This window comes from Paracoccus sp. BR5-17, assembly GCF_055693925.1.
In genome coordinates, this window is sequence record NZ_JBVFUV010000005.1 from 125,371 (window position 1) to 143,678 (window position 18,308).

Annotated in this window: 15 protein-coding genes and 3 pseudogenes; 7 read left to right on the forward strand and 11 right to left on the reverse strand. The window is 70.2% G+C overall.

Annotation, left to right across the window (positions count from 1 at the left end; all coding sequences use genetic code 11):
• Positions 1-46: 46 nt before the first annotated feature.
• Positions 47-2,683: a tetratricopeptide repeat protein gene (locus ACZ1HC_RS16715; protein WP_472701101.1), complete on the reverse strand. Its 2,637-nt coding sequence runs from the start codon at positions 2,681-2,683 to the stop codon at positions 47-49.
• A 155-nt stretch (positions 2,684-2,838) separates the two neighbouring features.
• The gene (locus ACZ1HC_RS16720; protein WP_472701102.1) at positions 2,839-3,447 is read right to left on the reverse strand and encodes a sugar transferase; all 609 of its coding nucleotides are present in this window, start codon (positions 3,445-3,447) and stop codon (positions 2,839-2,841) included.
• A 471-nt stretch (positions 3,448-3,918) separates the two neighbouring features.
• On the opposite strand from ACZ1HC_RS16720, the gene ACZ1HC_RS16725 reads away from it, so the two are divergent.
• The 4 genes and pseudogenes from ACZ1HC_RS16725 to ACZ1HC_RS16740 all read left to right on the forward strand — a co-directional run.
• Positions 3,919-4,746 (forward strand): ExeA family protein, encoded by an 828-nt coding sequence (locus tag ACZ1HC_RS16725; RefSeq protein WP_472701103.1) that lies wholly within the window; start codon positions 3,919-3,921, stop codon positions 4,744-4,746.
• Positions 4,743-6,260 carry a GumC family protein gene (locus tag ACZ1HC_RS16730; RefSeq protein ID WP_472701104.1) on the forward strand — a complete coding sequence of 506 codons (1,518 nt, stop codon included), beginning with the start codon at positions 4,743-4,745 and terminating at the stop codon, positions 6,258-6,260. Before ACZ1HC_RS16725 ends, ACZ1HC_RS16730 begins: the two co-directional genes overlap by 4 nt.
• A 231-nt stretch (positions 6,261-6,491) precedes the next feature.
• Positions 6,492-7,157 (forward strand): CpsD/CapB family tyrosine-protein kinase, encoded by a 666-nt coding sequence (locus tag ACZ1HC_RS16735; protein WP_472701105.1) that lies wholly within the window; start codon positions 6,492-6,494, stop codon positions 7,155-7,157.
• Positions 7,154-7,963, forward strand: a pseudogene (locus ACZ1HC_RS16740) (glycosyltransferase family 61 protein); the annotation flags it as partial. The gene ACZ1HC_RS16735 and the pseudogene ACZ1HC_RS16740, both read left to right, overlap by 4 nt.
• 281 nt (positions 7,964-8,244) lie before the next feature.
• Here the strand turns inward: ACZ1HC_RS16740 and ACZ1HC_RS16745 are convergent.
• The 4 genes from ACZ1HC_RS16745 to ACZ1HC_RS16760 form a co-directional block, all read right to left on the reverse strand.
• On the reverse strand, positions 8,245-9,054 hold the full coding sequence (locus ACZ1HC_RS16745) for an ABC transporter permease (RefSeq protein WP_472701106.1): 810 nt from the start codon (positions 9,052-9,054) through the stop codon (positions 8,245-8,247).
• A complete protein-coding gene (locus tag ACZ1HC_RS16750) occupies positions 9,036-9,749 on the reverse strand; it encodes an ABC transporter permease (protein ID WP_472701107.1) in 714 nt (237 codons plus the stop codon). The genes ACZ1HC_RS16745 and ACZ1HC_RS16750 overlap by 19 nt, the downstream gene beginning before the upstream one ends.
• A gap of 60 nt (positions 9,750-9,809) precedes the next feature.
• Positions 9,810-10,787, reverse strand: coding sequence for an ABC transporter substrate-binding protein (locus ACZ1HC_RS16755; RefSeq protein ID WP_472701108.1), 978 nt, complete (start codon positions 10,785-10,787; stop codon positions 9,810-9,812).
• 92 nt (positions 10,788-10,879) lie between these two features.
• The gene (locus ACZ1HC_RS16760) at positions 10,880-11,680 is read right to left on the reverse strand and encodes an ABC transporter ATP-binding protein (protein WP_472701109.1); all 801 of its coding nucleotides are present in this window, start codon (positions 11,678-11,680) and stop codon (positions 10,880-10,882) included.
• Positions 11,681-11,999: 319 nt separating this feature from the next.
• Between ACZ1HC_RS16760 and ACZ1HC_RS16765 the strand changes: the two are divergent.
• Positions 12,000-12,239, forward strand: a pseudogene (locus tag ACZ1HC_RS16765) (thiamine pyrophosphate-binding protein); the annotation flags it as partial.
• Here the strand turns inward: ACZ1HC_RS16765 and ACZ1HC_RS16770 are convergent.
• Complete coding sequence (locus ACZ1HC_RS16770) at positions 12,191-12,385, reverse strand: hypothetical protein (RefSeq protein WP_472701110.1); 195 nt, start codon at positions 12,383-12,385, stop codon at positions 12,191-12,193. The pseudogene ACZ1HC_RS16765 and the gene ACZ1HC_RS16770 overlap by 49 nt on opposite strands.
• Before the next feature lie 227 nt (positions 12,386-12,612).
• Here ACZ1HC_RS16770 and ACZ1HC_RS16775 point away from each other — a divergent pair.
• Positions 12,613-14,840: pseudogene (locus ACZ1HC_RS16775) on the forward strand (alpha-hydroxy-acid oxidizing protein).
• 77 nt (positions 14,841-14,917) lie between these two features.
• On the opposite strand, the gene ACZ1HC_RS16780 reads toward ACZ1HC_RS16775, so the two are convergent.
• Genes ACZ1HC_RS16780 through ACZ1HC_RS16790 form a run of 3 tightly spaced genes read right to left on the reverse strand, consistent with a single transcriptional unit; the run spans position 14,918 to position 16,821 of the window.
• On the reverse strand, positions 14,918-16,096 hold the full coding sequence (locus tag ACZ1HC_RS16780; RefSeq protein ID WP_472701117.1) for an amidohydrolase family protein: 1,179 nt from the start codon (positions 16,094-16,096) through the stop codon (positions 14,918-14,920).
• Positions 15,978-16,469, reverse strand: a complete 492-nt coding sequence (locus ACZ1HC_RS16785) for a hypothetical protein (RefSeq protein ID WP_472701111.1) — start codon at positions 16,467-16,469, stop codon at positions 15,978-15,980. The genes ACZ1HC_RS16780 and ACZ1HC_RS16785 overlap by 119 nt, the downstream gene beginning before the upstream one ends.
• The gene (locus ACZ1HC_RS16790) at positions 16,456-16,821 is read right to left on the reverse strand and encodes a Rieske (2Fe-2S) protein (protein WP_472701112.1); all 366 of its coding nucleotides are present in this window, start codon (positions 16,819-16,821) and stop codon (positions 16,456-16,458) included. Before ACZ1HC_RS16790 ends, ACZ1HC_RS16785 begins: the two co-directional genes overlap by 14 nt.
• A gap of 100 nt (positions 16,822-16,921) precedes the next feature.
• Between ACZ1HC_RS16790 and ACZ1HC_RS16795 the strand changes: the two genes are divergently transcribed.
• Positions 16,922-17,515, forward strand: coding sequence for a MarR family winged helix-turn-helix transcriptional regulator (locus tag ACZ1HC_RS16795; RefSeq protein WP_472701113.1), 594 nt, complete (start codon positions 16,922-16,924; stop codon positions 17,513-17,515).
• Positions 17,516-17,556: 41 nt separating this feature from the next.
• On the opposite strand, the gene ACZ1HC_RS16800 is transcribed toward ACZ1HC_RS16795, so the two are convergent.
• The coding region (locus ACZ1HC_RS16800; RefSeq protein WP_472701114.1) for a glycosyltransferase family protein at positions 17,557-18,308 on the reverse strand (752 nt) is incomplete at its 5' end.

Below are 18,308 nucleotides of genomic sequence, written 5' to 3' on the forward strand. Positions count from 1 at the left end.
GGAAAGAAATATCCTTCCTGTCACCCTGCTGCCACAAGCGCCCGCCTCAGTTCGTCTCAGGCGGGGCCGATCCGGGCGCCGAGCCCGCGGAGGCCCCGGCCCCCGCATCGGCCCGGGTGTCGGCAGGGGCTGCGGCCCCGGCCCCGTCCTGGGCGCCGTCCTGGGTCCCGGCGTCGGTCCCGGCCCCGGCGTCGGTGCCGGCGGGCTGCGGGTTGCGCAGGCTGTCCAGCGTCTCGCGCGCCATGACGACGGTGCTGCCCTGGCGGTCCCCGATCATCTCCAGCCCCCGGGTCAGCTGCGCCTCGGCTTCCTCGGTCCGGCCCAGAGCCGCCTGGACGATGCCCAGGTGCAGCTGGACCGCCCCATCCTCGGGCAGGGCCGCGGCGGCGCCTTCCAGATAGGGCAGGGCGGCTTCGCTGTCGCCGTTCAGGTGCAGCAGCCAGCCATAGGTGTCCATGAAGGGCGGCAAGGTGGTGTCGCGCAGGCGCCGGGCGACCGCCGTGGCGCGGGCCAGGCGTTCGGGATCGTCGGCATGATGGGTGGCCAGCAGGCTGGCCAGGTTGTTGGCCACGACGACCGAATCGGAATCCTCGTCGTAGAGCCGTTCGAAGATGGCGATGGCGCCTTCGATGTCGCCCTGCCGTTCCAGCAGCCCGGCCTTGGCCCAAAGCAGATCCGGGTCATCGGGCCTCTGCGCCAGGCTGGCCTCCAGCACCTCGGCCGCCGCGGCGTCGCCCTGGAACTGGGACACCAGGCGCAGGCGCATCATGTGGGCGGCGCCGTTGTCGGGATCCTCGGCGATCAGCGCGTCCAGGATGCGGCGGGCCTCGTCGCCCTCGCCCCGGGCCGCGGCCATCGCGGCCTGGGCCTGGCGGACCAGGGGATCGTCCGGGTGCTGGCCCACCAGCCGGTCCAGAACCGCCTGGGCGCCCGGCAGGTCGTTCGCGCCCAGCCGGGCGCGCATCAGGCCCAGCTGCGCCTGGACGGATTCGCCGGTTTCGGCGGAAAACTGCTCCAGATAGTCGATGGCGGCCTGCTGGCCCCCCTCGCGCCCGACCAGGGCCAGTTCGATCTGGCGCGCCCGGTCAAGCGCCGGCGGGGTGCCGATCTCGTTCAGGCGGTCGACGACCCCCTGGGCGCGGGGCAGATCCGGCATCTCGAGATAGGCCCGGCCCAGCAGGGAAAGCAGCTCGACGTTATCGGGGTTGTTGCGCAGCGCGGGCAGCAGGGCGTCCTCGGCCGGGCGGTGGCGGCCCTCGTCCAGAAGGACGCGCGCCAGGCGGAGCGTTTCGGCCGGGGCATGGTCCGAGGCGGCCGCGGCCTGGGACAGGTAATCGCGCATCAGATCCGGCTCTCCGGCGCGGTAATAGGCGTCGGCCATCAGGCTCATCGCCTCGACATCCTGCGGGGCCTGGTCCAGGACCGCGCGCAGATCCATCACCGCCTCGTCGATGCGATCCTCGCGGATGTCCCAGTTCGCCTGCATCTTCAGGGCGCCCAGATGGGCCGGATCCTCGGCCACGACCTGGGCGACAAGCTCCTGGGCCTCGGCTTCCTCGCCCTGGGACTGCAGCATCCGCGCCAGTTGCACCCGCATGTCGCGGGCCTGCGGCGAGGGTTCCTGAACCGCGGCCAGCCGGTCGCGCAGCCGCGCGATGGCGGCATCGGCATTGCCGGCGCGGAAATCGAAGTTCGCAAGGATCTGGTCGAAGACCAGCGGATCGCCGCCGGCGGCCAGGGCGGCCTCGGCCTCGGCGCGCGCGGCCTCCTCGCCCCGGGTCAGCTCGACGAAGCGGATCAGGTCCACCCGCGGCCCCGGATCGTCCTGGGCCGCGGCCGCGGCCAGATCGCGCAGATAGGCCTCGGCATCGGCGTCGCGGTCCTGCGAGACATAGAAGCGCACCAGGTCGGCGCGGGCGGTGGTATCGTCGGGGAACCGCTCGATGGTGGCGCGCAGATGCGCCTCGATCGCGGCGGGGTCGCCCTGTTCGACCAGCCAGGCCAGGCGCTGCACGTAGCGCAGCCGGTTGTCGGGCTGCAGCGCCATCAGCCGGTCGAGGATGGCGCCAGACCGTTCGAGGTCGGACTCCTGCGCCGCCTGGTCCAGCAGGATGCCCAGCAGCAGCACGTCGTCGGGACGCTGGCGCGACAGTTCCTCGGCCTGCCGGGCGATCTCGGCCAGGGCCTCGGTGTCGCCGGCTTCGCGCTGCGCGGTGTAGCGTTGGGTCAGGGTGATGGCCTGCACCTCGGGATCGTCGGGGGCCAGTTCCTGCGCCCGGCTTGCGTGGCGTTCGAATTCCTGGCGGTCGTTGCTGTCGAAGGCCAGCCGCGCCAGGGCGATGCGGGTGGGAAGATCGTCGGGATACTGTTCGGCCAGGCGCAGATACTGGGCATAGGCTTCCCGGTCGCGGCCCTGGTCGCGATACAGTTCGGCCAGCGTCCGGCGCGCCTCGTAATGGGTGCCGTCCTCGTTGAAGACGTTGCGGAACTGCAGGATGGCGCGGTCGATGTCGCCCTGTTCGACAAGCTCCAGCCCCGAGCGGTAATATTCGTCGGCCCGTTCGGCCGAGGTCTTGCAGCCCGCCAGCGGCAGGCTCAGCCCCAGGGCCAGGACCACCGAGACGGACAGGCGGGCGCGCCCGCGGCGGGCGGGGGCGGGGCGGGGGTCGTTCTGGGGGGTCATGGCAGGCGGTCTCTATGGATCAGGGCGTGGCCGATCACCGGCCGGCCGCGCGAGGGGACGCGGCTCAGTAGCCTGTGCCGCGCAGCACGACCTTAACGGTCCGCGCCAGAATGCCAATATCATTCCAGCATGACAGGCTGCGGGCATAGACCTCGTCATAGCGGACGCGGGCGGTGAATTCGGATCTCGTTGCGCGCCGAGATCTGCCACAGCCCGGTGATGCCGGGGCGCAGCCGGTAATAGGCCTTGCCGTAATACATCAGCGCCTGATCGACCATCATCGGGCGCGGGCCGACCAGCGACATGGTGCCGTTCAGCACGTTGAACAGCTGCGGCAGTTCGTCCATCGAGGTCTTGCGCAGGAAGCGTCCGATCCAGGTGACGCGGGGATCGCATTTCAGCTTCTGCGTGCGTTCCCATTCGGCCCGGGCCTCGGGGTTCGCCGCCAGGTAATGGGCCAGCTCGTCCTCGGCATTGGCGACCATGGTGCGCAGCTTCCAGATGCGGAACACCTTGCCGCCTTGGCCGACCCGCTTCTGGGCGAAGAACGGGTTGGCCCCGTCGCAGGCGATGATCATCGCCATCAGCAGGATGAAGGGCAGCACGACGGGCGCCGCCGCCAGGATCAGGCAGGTCTCGAAGACACGCTTGGCGCCGTTGCCGTACAGGCCCTGCGGCCGGTTCGATTCGACCCCCGCACCACAAGAAACCGCCAGGATTTCCTTGGCGGCGGCGGGGTCCATCTCGATGGCGCGCATATTCATTCGGTAAACTCCTCTTGAAAGAGGTGACACTGCAAAAACACGTCACGGGCGGGGTTGAACCCTTGGCCGGCAGAGGGTCCGGGAACCCTGTCTGCAGCCATGAACCGGGACATCGCTAGGCTAGCACGCGCATCGGGGGACCTGAACAAAGACTTTAAAACTTTATTAAAACTTTGCCGATCTGGTTGGGTTCCATCACGGATCCGCATCCCTGGATTGAAAGTTCCGGAAATGCTAAGCCAATGATTGCAAAAGCCCATCGACCGGGCAGTTTTCGCGGCGATCTCGGGCGGCCGGGACCCGGCGCGGGCGGGCGCCGCTGCGAAGCCTGCTCTGGTCAGTGCGGGGGACGGTGGTCTATATCCCTGCTATAATCGTCGCCGTGGTTCATTCGCAGGGGTCAAGGATCTGCTGTATCTCGATCATTACGGATTCAAGGTCCGCCCCTTCTCGATCCTGCCGGATCCGGACATGCTGTTCTGGTCCGACCGGCACCGCAAGGCGTTCGCCGTGCTGGAATACGGGCTTGTCACCTGCGCGCCCCTGACCGTCGTCACCGGCGAGGTGGGGACCGGCAAGACCACGCTGATCCAGGCGCTGCTGCGGCAGGTGGACAACCGCGTGACGATCGGGCTGATCTCGAACGCGCGCGGCGACCGGGGCGACCTGCTGCGGTGGATCCTCAACGCCTTCGGCATCGCCGTTCCGGCGGGGGCCGACTATGTGAGCATGTTCCAGACCTTCCAGGATTTCGTCCTGGCCGAATACGCGGCGGGACGGCTGGTGGTGCTGATCTTCGACGAGGCGCAGAACCTGGGCGCCGAAACCCTGGAAGAACTGCGGATGCTGACCAACATCAACTCGGGCAGCGACGAACTGCTGCAGCTGATCCTTCTGGGCCAGCCCGAGCTGCGCGACATCATCACCCGCCCCGAACTGCGCCAGTTCGCGCAGCGGGTCAGCGCCACCTTCCACCTGAACGGCTTCGACGCCGAGACCGTGCGCGACTATATCCGCCACCGCCTGATCAAGGCGGGCGGGCACGGCGGCGAAATCGACGCGGCGGCGGCCGCGCGCATCCATGCAGAATCCGGGGGGATCCCGCGCATGATCAACAAGATCGCCGATCTGGCCCTGGTCTATGGGGCGGCAAGCGGGCAATCCGTCGTCACCGCCGAGCTGATCGACGAACTGATCGCCGACGGGCTGATCCTGACGGCCCGGGCCGACAGCGCCGACCGCCAGGTGCCGCGGCTGGTGCTGGCGCGCGATCAGGAAGTGAAACGGGACATCTCATGATCGACTTGCGCTTCTACTGGTCCCTGATCCTGCGGCGGCTTCCGATCATGCTGGCGCTTTTCATCATCTGTTCGGTCTTCGGGGCGGTCTGGGCCCTGCGGGCGCAGCCGATCTACATGGCCTCGGCCCGGCTGCTGGTCGAGGCCCCCCAGATCCAGGAGGATGGCCTTGTCCAGCTGTCGTCCGAGGAGACCCTGCAGCTGATCGAGCAGCAGCTGATGACGCGGGCGAACCTGATCGACGTGGCCAACAAGCTGAACGTCTATGGCCGCGACAGCACCCTGTCGGCCGACGAGAAGGTGGACCTCATGCAGGAGGACACCTCGATCCGGCGCGCCGGGGGCCGCGACCAGGCCGCCATGATGACCCTGAGCTTCAGCTCCCCCGATCCCCGGATCGCGGCGGCGGTGGTCAACGAATACACCACCCTGATCCTGGCCGCCAACAGCCGCACCCGGCTGGGCCAGGCCGAGGAGCGGCTGAACTTCTACCAGCAGGAGGTCGAGCGGCTGAGCGCCGACCTGGACCAGCAGAACGCCCGGATCCTGGAATTCAAGAACGCCAATGCCGAGGCGCTGCCCGAGAACCTGTCCTTCCGCCAGAACCGCCAGGCGATGCTGCAGGAACGCGCCGCCCGGCTGGAGAGCGAGCTGGCCCAGATCGAGGCGCAGCGCCAGGACATGCTGCGCCTGTTCGAACAGACCGGCAGCATCCAGGCCTCGGGGGCGCCGGCGACGCCCGAACAGCAGCAGCTGGCGGCGCTGCAGGCCGAACTGAACGGGGTGCTCAGCATCTATGCGGAAAACAGCCCGCGCGTGCAGGCGCTGCGCAACCGCATCGCCGCGACCGAACGCCTGGTCGAGGCGCAGGGCGCGCCGGCCGAAGCCCAGGGGACCGGCAATTCGCTGCTGGACGTGAACCTGGCGCAGATGGACAGCCGCGCGGCCTCGTTGCGGGCCGAGCTTGAACAGGCCAATGCCGAACTCGAGGATCTGGCGCTGTCCATTTCCGCCACCGCCGCCAATGCCATCACCCTGACCTCGCTGGAGCGCGACCTGGCCAATATCCGGGCGCGCTACGACGGGGCGGTGGCCAGCCTGGGGCAGGCGCGCACCGCCGAACGGATCGAGGCCTCGGCCCGGGGGCAGCGCATCTCGGTTCTCGAGGCGGCGTCGGTTCCGGGCCTGCCCTCGGGGCCCAACCGGCTGAAGATCGCCGCGGCCGGGGTGGGGCTTGGCCTGGCCCTGGCGGGCGGGTTCTTCGCGCTGATGGAGCTTCTGAACAACGCCATCCGCCGTCCCGCCGAACTGCAGGCGCGGTTCCAGGTTTCGGCCCTGGCCGTCATTCCCTATATCGAAAGCCGCCAGGAACGGCGCCGCCGCCAGATGGTCATGATGGCCCTGACGCTGGCCGTTCTGGTGCTGATCCCCCTGGGGCTGTGGGCGATCCACACCCAGTACATGCCGCTGGATCTTCTGGCACAGAAAGTCGTGTCGCGTCTGGGTCTTGGCTGAACCGGCGCGCGGAGGAACGGAAATGGAAAAACTTCAGGCCGCCCTCGAGATGGCCCGCCGCAAGCGCGCCGAGGGCGGGCAGGCGGCCCCCCGCCGCCGCAGGCCGCCGCGCCCGGGCCGCTGCCCGGCACGGCGCCCGGCGCTGCGGAAACCGCCCAGGACGGCCCCGGCCAGACCGGCCCGGACGCGGCCTGGCAGGCCCTGACCCCGGCCAAGCCGGATCACAGGGCGATGATCCAGGCGCGCATCCTGTCCCGGCAGGCTTCGGCCGAATCCACGCCCTTCGACGTGCTGCGCACCAAGATCCTGTACCAGATGCGCCAGAACGGCTGGCGGCGGCTGGCGATCACCTCGCCCCTGCCGCGTTCGGGCAAGACAACCATCGCCCTGAACCTGGCCCTGGGGCTGGGACGGCAGCCCGAACTGCGCACGATGCTTTTCGACTTCGACCTGCGCGATCCGGCGGTCGCCCGGAAACTGGGCATCGCCGAACCGCCCGCGATCGCCCCCCTGCTGCGGGGCGAGACGCGCTTTGGCGATCATGCCCGCCGCATCGGCCCGAACCTGGCGCTTGCCCTGTCGGGGGTGCCGGATCCCGACCCGACGCGCCTGCTGATGTCGGGCTCCACCCGCGAGACGCTGGCCGCGGTGCAGGCCGAATACGATCCCGACATCATGATCTTCGACCTGCCCTCGATCCTGATCGGCGACGATGCGCGCGCCTTCCTGCAGCATGTGGACTGCGCGCTGATCGTGGCGCGCGCCGAACAGACCCGCTACGGCGACTTCGACAGCTGCGAACGCGAGGTGGCCGAATACACCAATGTCCTGGGCGTGGTCCTGAACGGCTATCGCCAGGACAGGGCGGCCAAGCAGGCGCGGGAGATGATGGAATGATCCCTGCCGATCTGGCGGGCCAGGTCGATGTGGCGCCGCTTGCCGCGGCGGCCGCGGATCTTTTCACGGCGCAGTCCTATCTGATCGACCGGTTCGTGCCCGATTGCGAACATGTCCTGCTGCCCGCCAAGACCGTGCCGGGCGGGCAGATCCGCTATCGGGCGGTGCCGGGCTTTCCAGCCTATGCCGCGCCGGGACGCCGTCGGCGGCTGGCACGCCTTCTGCCCCGCAGGCCCGCCCGCCCCGAGTCGCGGCAAGGCGAGGCGCTGCAGGGCGAGGTGGGGATCGACCTGCGGTTCAACAGCCCCGAGAACTGGGCGCATTTCCTCAACAGCCACCTGCCGCTGGTCTTTCTGCTGTGCGACAGGGCCGGGCTGGGCCCTACGCAGGTCACGCTGCTGCTGCCTGCGGCCATCCCGGGATACATCCTGCAGGCGGCGCGGCTTCTGGGGCTGAGCGTCCAGACCTCGGACGCGGCCATCAGCGGCCCGGGCATCGGCGTCGAGCTGGACCACCGAAGCGTCCTGCGCCCCCTGCGCCGCCACTGTGTCGTCGGTTCGGGGATGCTGGAGGTGCTGTCTGCCGCGATGGCGGGCCGCGACACGGGCGCGCGGCGGGTCTTCCTGCCCCGGCGCGGCACCCGCTGCCTGTCGAACCAGAGCCAGATCGAGGCCATGCTGGCCGCCCGGGGCTATGTCACCGTCTATCCCGAAACCCTGTCGCCCGCCGACCAGTTCGCCCTGTTCCACCACGCCGAAACCATTGTCGCCGTTCACGGCGCCGGCCTTGCGCCGCTGCTTTACCGCCAGCACGACGCCCGCTTGCGGCAGGTGATCGAGATCCTGCCCTGCGGGCACATGACCGACGTCTATCGGGTGATGGCCCAGCAGGTCGGGTGCGCCTGGGCCGGCGTCCGCGGGCGCCTCAAGCCCGACTATGTCCGGCCCGCCTACCGGATCGGCACGCCCTTCACCCGGTATTCCCTGGATCCTTCGAGGCCGACCCGCTGTCCCTGGAAAAGCCCTGGCGGCCTGCGGCGCCTGAAGGGGGCCTTGCCGCGTGCCCCCTGGCCTGCCCGGCAGGCCCGTCAGTCCCCGTTGACGTGGCGATCGTGTTCGATGCGCCCGGTCAGCCATTCCATCGCCGCATTCGCCCCGACCGCGATGGCGAAGGTCAGCAGCAGGACGGCATACATCTCGGGCATCCGCAGGAAATTGTAGTGCTGGATGACCAGATAACCCAGGCCCAGGTTCGACATCTTGATCTCGGCCAGCAGGGTGCCGACGATCGCCACCCCGAGCGCCAGCCTGAGGCTGGTGAGGATCGGGGCCACCAGCGACGGGACATAGACGATGCGCAGCATCTGCAGCCGCGTCGCGTTCAGCGTCCGCGCCACCTTCAGATAGATCGGCGGGATCTGGCGCATCCCCGCATAGGCGGCGATGGCGGTGGGGAAGAAGGCCGATATCGCCGCCATGGCGATCTTCGAGCCCATGTCCACCCCGAACAGCAGCAGCAGGATCGGGAAGAAGACGATCTTCGGCGTCGGCGCCAGATACTGCACCCAGGGGTTGAAGATCGCCGCCAGGCCGCGGGACATGCCGAACACGATCCCCGCGGCCAGCCCCAGCAGCACCCCCAGCGGAAAGCCGATGGCGACCTCCAGGGCCGTGCGGCCCAGATGCGGGTAGAAGCCGGGATCGGCCAGCGTGCGGACCAGGGCCGCAAGCACCGCCAGCGACGACGGCATCACGCCCTCGAAGAAGATGCCCGACCGCGCCACGGCCTCGTAGGCGGCCAGGATCAGCAGGATCGTGACCAGCCGGATCCGGGTGATCCGGTCCAGCGGGATGCGCCGCCGCGGACCGGCGATGCGGCCTAGGCTCGGGTCGACCATTTTTCCACCCTGTCGATAAGCGCGAAGAACAGAATGCTGGCCACGATCACGAAGCCCACGGCCGCGTACATGTCGGGTATCTGGTAGCGGTCGTAGAGATTGCCGACCAGAAAGCCCAGGCCGCCGATGGCGATCAGGAACTCCATCGCGATGGTGTTGATCATCGTGTAGATCAGCGTCAGCCGGATCCCGGTGAAGATCGAGGGCAGGGCCGCAGGGGCCAGCACCTTCCACCAGATCTCGCGGCGCGGCATGTTGAAGCTGCGCGCCACGCGCAGATAGACCGCCGGCACCCCCTGCAGGCCGCGATAGGTGCTGAGCAGCACCGGGGTCACGCCGACCAGCACGCCCATCACCACCAGCGTCTGCAGCCCCCGCCCCAGGATCACCAGAAACAGCGGATAGAGCAGGATGACCGGGGCCGAGAAGATCGCCCCCAGCCAGCTTTCATAGGCCGCGCCCAGATCGCGGCGCAGATACAGCAGGAAGCCCGCGGGAATGCCGATCAGCACCGCGATCAGCGAGGCCAGCAGCGTGATCCCCGTCGACAGCGCGAAAAGCCCGATCAGCCCCTCGCGCAGGAACAGGTCGGGGACGGCGGCGATCACCCGGCTTGGCGGCGGCAGCAGGAAGGGCGAGACCCAGCCCGAACGCGCCGCCACCTCGAGCGCGAGCCCGACGAGGACCGGCAGCACGAGGCCGGCAAGGACCGGCCTCAGGGGGCGGCGGGGCGCCGTGCGGTCATGACGGCATCCTCACTCGGCGCCGGCCCCGTGCAGTTCGGCGGCCACCGCCAGCATCCGCTCCATGTCCTCGGGGCTCAGCATCGCGTCCAGCCGCCCGGTCTCGACGGCGTCGCGCACATTGGCCTCGAGGCCGGTGATCGGATAGGGGGCGACGGCCTCGCGCGGGTAGATCTCGTCGCGGATCTGGCGGGCGGTCTCCAGGTCGAGGCCGTGGATGTCGGCCCATTTCTGCAGCGCCTCGTCCTCGGTATAGGCCCATTCCAGCGTCTCGCGGAACGCGTCGAAATAGCGCCGCACGACGTCGGGATTGGCCTCCAGGAAGTTGCGGTTGGCGATCTGCACCCGCACCACCTGCTCGGCCACCCCCGGCACGTCGTTGCCGGTGGCGACCCGGACCAGCTCGCCCGCCGCGATCCGGTCATAGCCGAAGGGGGCCGAGGACCAGCCCACGTCGATCTGGTCGGACATGACCGCCGTCATCGACGCCGCCGGCCCGCCGATGCCGACCAGTTCGGCATCGGTTCCGGCGATCTCGACCAGCTTCGCGGCGATCAGGTTGGTCGAGGATCCGGGCCGCGAATAGGCCACCGTCCGGCCCTGGGTGTCGGCCATGGAGGTGATGCCGCTGTCGGCCTTGGCATACCAGAACAGATCCGATGCGCCGGTCATGGTCGCGGCGGTGATCTCGATCGGCGCGCCTTGGGCCCAGGCGCTGATCACGCCCAGGGCGCCGGTGCCGAAGGACATGTCGACGCTGCCCGAGATCACCGCCTGCTGGGCATTGGCGCCGCCGTCGGTCCAGATGACCTCCAGATCGATGCCGTGCTTCTCGAAGATGCCGGCCTCGGCGCCCCATTCGATGAAGTTCTGGTCCCAGAACCCCTCCTGGGCATTGGTGATCCGCACCTTGTCGAGCGCGGCCGCCGGAGCGGCCGACAGGCAGGCCACGGCGATGGCCCCGGCGGTTATGGTCCTGAATGCAGTCATGTTTCCTCCCCGGTCTGCTGGATGCCCGGCCCTCCCCGGCTGCGGCATCGGCGGTTTCTCGATCGGGCGCGGGCGCGAAGGCCCGGCGCCGCTCAGGCGACGCGCGCCCCTCCTCGCTTTCCTCCATGTGCCGCGAGGCTTCCTCGCGCAGGTCGGTCCAGATCATGCCGACATAGTCGCCGAACTTGTGGTCCTGCATGGCCTCGGAACTCGCGCGGGCGCGGCAGGTCGATGTCGATGATCCGCTTGATCCGGCCGGGCCGGTGCGACATCACCACCACGCGGTCGCTCATCTGCACCGCCTCGGTGATGTTGTGGGTGATGAGAAGGGTGGTCTGGCGGATCTTCTGCCAGATCTTCAGGACCTTGTCGCCCAGAAGAAGCCGGGTCTGCTCGTCGAGCGCGCCGAAGGGCTCGTCCATCAGCATGATCCGCGGCTCGAAGGCCAGGGTGCGGGCGATCGACACCCGCTGGCGCATCCCCCCCGACATCTCGCGGGGGAAGCGGGATTCGAACCCTTCCAGCCCGACCAGGCGCAGCAGTTCGCGCGCCCTCTCGTGCCGCTCGGCCCGCGGCACGCCGGCGATCTCCAGCGGCAGTTCGACGTTGCGCAGGGCGCTGCGCCAGGGGAAGGTCGATTCCTCCTGGAAGACCATGCCGATCTCGCGGTGGGGGCCGCGGATCTCGTGGCCGTCGACGCGCACCGATCCGTCGAATTCGGTGATCAGCCCGCCGACGATGTTGAACAGCGTCGATTTCCCGCAGCCGCTGGGGCCGATGATCGAGACGAATTCCCCCTGCGCGACCGACAGCGTCACATCCGAGAGCGCCTTCACCGCCGGACCGTCGGCCACCGGAAAGGACTTGCCGACAGCAGAGATTTCCAGAACCACAGGTCCCCTCCTCCCAGAGCTTCCCCCTGCGGGAATGGAACACCATCCGCCCCATCCTGTCAAACCCGCTCTCACATAGTGAAAATCCGTCGCGGCGGGGCGGGTGGCGTATTGACGGCGCCGGTGGGGTCCGCTTGCATTCCCCGCGGGCCGCGGCGACAGCGCCGCCCGATCCGACAGGAGCGAGGCATGAAGCAAAGTCCCGACGAGGGCCGGGCCCCTGCGGAAGGGCCGGCGGAAGGCATCGACCTGCCGCAGCAGGTGCCGGCGGACGGGTCCGGCCGGGCTCTGCCGCTGGGGCAGCGATGCCCTGGCCGAGATGCTGCGCCGGCTGGACATTCCCTTCCTGGCCCTCAATCCCGGGTCGAGCTATCGCGGCCTGCACGACAGCCTGGTGAACTTCAACGGCAACCGCGCCCCGGCGATGCTGCTGTGCCTGCACGAGGAACACGCGGTCGCGATCGCCCACGGCTGGGCCAAGGTCAGCGGCAGCCCGATGGCGGTGGCGCTTCATGCCAATGTCGGGCTGATGCATGGCAGCATGGCCATCTTCAACGCCTGGTGCGACCGGGTGCCGATGCTGATCCTGGGCGCCACCGGCCCGATCGACGCGGCGCTGCGCCGGCCCTGGATCGACTGGCTGCACACCTCGCGCGACCAGGCGGCCCTGGTGCGCGACTTCCTCAAGTGGGACGACCAGCCCATGTCGATCCCGGCGGCGGCCGAGGCCCTGATCCGCGCCGACCGCGTGGCGCGGACGGTGCCGCGGGGGCCGTGCTACGTGAATTTCGACGTCGCGCTGCAGGAACGCCGGCTGGAGAGCGAGCCCGACCTGCCGGATCCCGCGGCCTTTGCCGTTCCCTCGCCCGCCCCTGCCGGCGCCCCAGGATGTCGCCGCCGCCATCGCGCTTCTGCGCGGGGTCCGGCGCCCGGTGATCCTGGCCGGGCGCGTCTCGCGGCGGGCGGATGCCTGGGCGCGGCGGGTCGCCCTGGCCGAGGCCCTGGGGGCGCAGGTCCTGACCGACATGAAGCAGGCCGCGGCCTTTCCGACCGATCACCCCCTGCATGTCGGGGCGCCGGGCCATTTCCTCGATGCGGCCGGCGCCGCCGCCCTGGCCCAGGCCGACGCGGTGCTGGCGCTCGACTGGGTGGACGTGGCGGGCACCATGCGCCAGGCGGGGGCCGGCGCGCCGACGGTGATCGCCTCGATGGACCACCAGCTGCACCGCGGCCCGGGAACCGAACACCAGGCCCTGCCGCGGGCGGCGCTGCACCTGGCCACCGACCCCGATGCGGCGGTCGATGCCATCGCCGACGCGCTGTCCCTGGGGCCGGGAACCCCGCCCGAGGCCGGTCCCGTGGCGCCGGCGCTGCCCGCCGCCGATCCGGCGGCGCCGCTGGACATGGCGGTCCTTGCCGCCGCCCTGGGCGAGGGGCTGGCGGGAAGCCGCGCGCTGCTGGTGCGCCTGCCGCTGGGCTGGGTCGGGCAAAGCTGGCATTTCCGCCATCCGCTGGACTATCTGGGCAGCGACGGCGGCGGCGGCATCGGCTCGGGTCCGGGGATGCTGATCGGCGCGGCCCTGGCGCTGTCGCGGACCGATCCCGGCCGGCTGGCGGTCGCCGTCCTGGGCGACGGCGACACGATGATGTCGGCCTCGGCCTTCTGGACGGCGGCCCATTACCGGGTGCCCTTCGTCGCGGTGGTGGCCAACAACCGGTCCTTCTTCAACGACGAGGTGCATCAGGAACGGGTGGCGCGGATGCGCGACCGCCCGGTGGCCAACCGCTGGATCGGTCAGCGCATCGGCGAGCCCGACATCGACATCGCCGGGATCGCCCGCGCCCAGGGGCTGGAGGGCATCGGCCCGGTGACGACCGCGGGCGAACTGGCCCAGGCGGTGCGCCGGGCGGTCGGGCTGGCCCGGGCGGGGCGCGCGGTGGTGATCGACGCGCGCGTGGCGCCGGGCTACGCGCCCGAGATGATCGCCGGGCTGACCCGCAGCGACTGGACCGCGATGGCCCGCCAGGCGATCAATGTCGAGGCCCTGCGCCGGGACGCGCGGCGGCGCCTGCCGAAGGTGGTCTTCGACTATCTCGACGGCGGCGCCGAGGACGAGACGACCCTGGCCGCCAACAGGTCCGCCCTGGACGCGCTGCGGTTTCGCCCGCGCGTGCTGGCGGGGGCCGGATCGACACCGCGACTACGGTCCTGGAGACGCCGCTGGCGCTGCCGCTGGTGGTCGCGCCGACGGGGCTGAACGGCCTTTTCTGGCACCAGGGCGACCTGTGCCTGGCGCGCGCCGCCGCCGCCGCCGGGGTGGCCTTCACCCTGTCCACCGGCGCCAACGCCGATCTTCGCACCGTCGCCGCCGCCGTTCCGTCGCCGCCCTGGTTCCAGCTCTATCCCTGGGGCGGGCCAGAGTTCTCGGCGGCGCTGATGGCGCAGGCCGCCGGGGCCGGCTGCCGGGTGATCGTGGTCACGGTCGATCTCGCTGGTGCCCGGCAACCGCGAGCGCGACCGGCGCAACCGCTTCGCCCACAACGTGACCCTGTCGCCGCGCATCGTGCTGGACGGGCTTGCCCATCCCCGCTGGCTGGCTTCGGTCTGGCTGGCCGGCGGCGGGATGCCCCGGCTCGAGAACGTCGCGGGCTTCCTGCCCCCGGCGCGACCGCCGCCCAGATGGCCGACTATTCCCGCCGCCAACGCAACCCGGCCTTCGACTGGGACGACCTGGCGCGGATCCGGGACGGCTGGGACGGACGGCTGGTGATAAAGGGGATCCTGTCGCCCGACGACGCGCGCCGCGCCCTGGCCCTGGGCTGCGAGGGCATCGTGGTGTCCAACCACGGCGGGCGGCAACTGGACGGGGCCGTGGCGACGATCGACGCCCTGCCCGCCGTCGCCGAAGCGGTCGCGGGCCGGGCGGCGGTGCTGATGGACGGTGGCATCCGGCGCGGCGCCGACATCGCCCGCGCCCTGGCCCGCGGGGCCGATGCGGTGATGGTCGGGCGGGCGGTGCTTTACGGGCTGGCCGCCGGGGGCGAGGCGGGCGCCGCCGCGGCGCTTGCCATCCTGGCCGAGGAATTCGCCCGCACGATGCGGCTTCTGGGCTGCCGGGATGTGGCCGCGATCGGCGGCGGCCTGCTCGAGAGGGCCTGACCGGATGGGGGGCCCGACGGATGGGGGCCCGACGGCGCCTGTCCGCCGGCCGCCCGCCATCCTTCAGCCGGTCGCTGTCAGCCTGCGGCCTTTCCGGCCGCGGCCGCCCGCTCTGCCAGCTTCCACTCGGCATGGACCGGCTCGATCCCGAACAGCCTGAGCGCGTTGCCGCCCAGGATGTTGCGCCTGGCCTTCTCGTCCAGGAAGGGCAGGTCGTAGATCGTCGAGGGCAGGTCCATGTCCCAGTGCGGATAGTCCGAGGAATAGAGCAGCTGGGTTTCGGCGTTCATCATCCTGAAGGTGACTTCAAGCGCGTCGCGGTTGTTCACCATCTCCATCGGCTGGGTGGAATAGAACATCTCGCGCATGTAGTCCGACGGCTTCTTCTTCAGCAGCGGCGCCTCGGAGGTGCGCATCATGTATTCGTTGTCCAGCCGCTGCATCAGGAACGGCACCCAGGCCAGACCGCTTTCGATCCAGACGGTCTGCAGGCGCGGGAACCGTTCGGGCATGCCGTTGATGATCCAGTTGGTCATGTGGATGATGTTGCAGAACGCAAATCCCAGGGCATGGACCGAGATGAAGCGGTTGAGCTGCGCCAGCGAGGTGTCCGACCAGTTGTAGGCGGCGTGGAAGCCCAGCGGCAGGCCGCGCTCCTCGAGGGCGGCGAAGACGCGCATGTTGGCATTGTCATGGACCGGGCGCTTCAGATAGCCGGTGGTCAAGAAGCCCACGACGCCGCGGCGGCCGCCGAATTCGGCCACCATCCGCTCGGCCTCGTGGGGCTCGTTCAGCGGCAGGTAGATCATCGAGCAGATCCGCGGGTCTTCCTCGAGGATGCGTTCGCACAGCCAGCGGTTGTAGGCCCGTGCCATGCCCACCTCGACATCGGGCTGGGGATGGGTGGGCAGCATCAGCATCGGGGTGGGAAACAGGCAGGCCATGTCCACGCCAAGCGCGTCCATCCACCGCCGGGTCAGGGTGATGTCGCGATGCGGCGAGGGGGGCACCTTCTCGCGGGCGCGGCCGGGATAGCGCGTCACCCGGCCCGACATGTCCTGCGACCCCAGCGGCGCAGGCAGCAGGCCCGACCGGCCGACATTGCCCGACGACAGCCCCTGGTGGCGCATCACCGGATCATCGGCATAGGACAGGATCTCGGGCAGCGATTCCGTCTCGTAGTGGTGGGCGTCCACATCCATGATGAAGAAGTCCCGATAGCGCCGTTCGCGCGCTTGGCGGGCGGCATTGGCCAGCAGCCGCGTGGTGTCGAATTCCTCGATGGCCGGATCGGAGGCCGGATGGTCCTTCATCGCGCTGTCCTATTCCGCTGTCGGCGCCGCCAGCCGGCGCCCGCTTGATCGACTGCCACATGCCCAGTTCGAACACCGCCATGTCGGCGGCCTCCAGCATCCCCAGGGCGGTCTGCGCCACGGCGGTGGCGGGCACGTCGTCGCCGGGGGCGAAGGGGCGCGCCCGGCCGTCCAGGTCGCGGCGGCGCCCGAAGTCGCGCACCAGGGCCGCCAGGACCCGCTGCAGCACCGGCCCCGGAAGCGCCTCGCCCGCCTCGAGCGCCTCGGCCAGCCGCAGCGCGGCGTCGCCGGCGGTCATGGGCTCAGAGGTCGGCATAGATTTCCCCGTCGCATTCCTCGACCTCGTAGCGGCGCAGGCGATAGGCGGGATCGCCCACGGCCTCGCCGGTCTCAAGGCTGAATTCCCAGCCGTGCCACGGGCAGACGATCTGCATCCGCCCGGTGTCGAAATCGTGCCGGGCAAAGCGCCGCTCCTCGTCGAGAACGGCGACGACGCGGGCGATGCGCACGCCCTCGCAGACCGGGCCGCCCTGGTGGGGGCAGAGGTTGCGATAGGCGTGAAGGCGCCCCTCGTGGCGGATGATGCCGATCTCGTGGCGGCCGCTCTGGACGATATGCACCCCGTCCCCGGGCAGATCGCGGGTGCTGCACAACCTGGTGCGAGCCATGAAGACCCCTCCCCCTTGAGTCACAGGCCATTCATATGGTGGACATACGATAAGATTGCCTTACTATCCCGGTCAAGAAGAAAGTGCTGGAAGGCAGGCCATGACATCCCCGGACCCGACCCGCCCGACCGCCTCGGGCTTTGGCGCGGCGCTGCGCATGGCGCACCGACTGTACAACCGCAGGCTTCAGGACCATCTGTCCCGCCGCGGCATGACGGCGGCGCAGTATCTTCACCTGCGCACGCTGTGGGAATCGGGGCCGCTGACCCAAACTGAAATTGCCGCCCGGCTGGGGATCGAGAAAGCCTCCTCGACCGGCGTTCTCGAGGCGCTGACCCGCGACGGGCTGGTTCAGCGCAGCCGCGACGGCCTGGACCGGCGGCGGGTGATCCTGCAGCTCAGCTCCGCCGGGCGGCGCACCGCCGAGGCGATCCTGCCCTTCGCCCGCCAGATCGCGGAACGCGCCCTGGACGGGGTGGCGGCAGGCGATCGGGCACGGTTCCTGGAGGTCTTCGACCAGGTGATCCGCAACCTGTCCGAGCCCGAGGCCGGAACCGGCGCCGGGGCCGGAACCGGGGCTGCGGCCCGCCCGGCCGCGGGGTCGGGGAACGGGGCCGCGCCGCCCGCCCACGACCGCCCCGCCCACGACCGCCCCGCCCGCGACCTTCCCGCGGACGATCCCCCGCCTGGATGATGTCCGCCGGGCGCTTTCCCCGCGCAAGCCGGGGATCCGCCTCAGTGCCGCCCGGCCAGGCGCAGCACCTCGTCATGCGGGCGGTCCAGGCGGGCGGCCAGGCCGTCGCGCACCGCCTGGTCCAGAAGGGCGCGGAACAGCGGCGCGTCGGCGCCGTAGTCGCCGGCCTTGCGGCGCCACTTGCGCAGCAGCACCGGGACCAGGGGCCAGAACCACGGCCCCGCCGCGACGCGATAGGCGATCAGGGCGTTGCGGTACATGTAATAGACCTTCCACATCGGCCGCAGCACCACGCCCGACTGGCCCTGCCGGGCCGAGGTGTCGTGTTCGAAGCGCACCTGCGGGGCAAAGCCGATCCTCAGGCCCTTGCGGCGCATCTGCAGCGTGTAAAGCTGGTCGTCGCCATAGATGAACAGCCGCGGATCGGGCAGCCCCGCCGCCTTCAGCGCGTCGCGCGACAGGAAGAAGCCCACGAAGCTGGTCATGTCGACGGGCCGCACCGCGCCGCCTGCCGGGTGATCGGGCCGGTAATCCGCGTCGGGCAGGTGAAAGCCCCGGCGGCCGCGGCCCAGGGGCATCCGGGCCAGGGTGCGCAGGAAGGCGCCGGGATTCCAGAAGGGGTTGCGATAGGGCCGGTTCATCTCGCAGATGCTGCCGTCGGGATGGAACACCGCCGCGCCGATGGCGTCCCAGCCGCTCAGGTCCAGGGCGCGCAGGGCCGCGAAGGCGCCCGGCCGGGGGCGCCCGTCGTCGTCCATGGCCACGATCCAGTCCGCGTCGGTGCGCTCGCGCG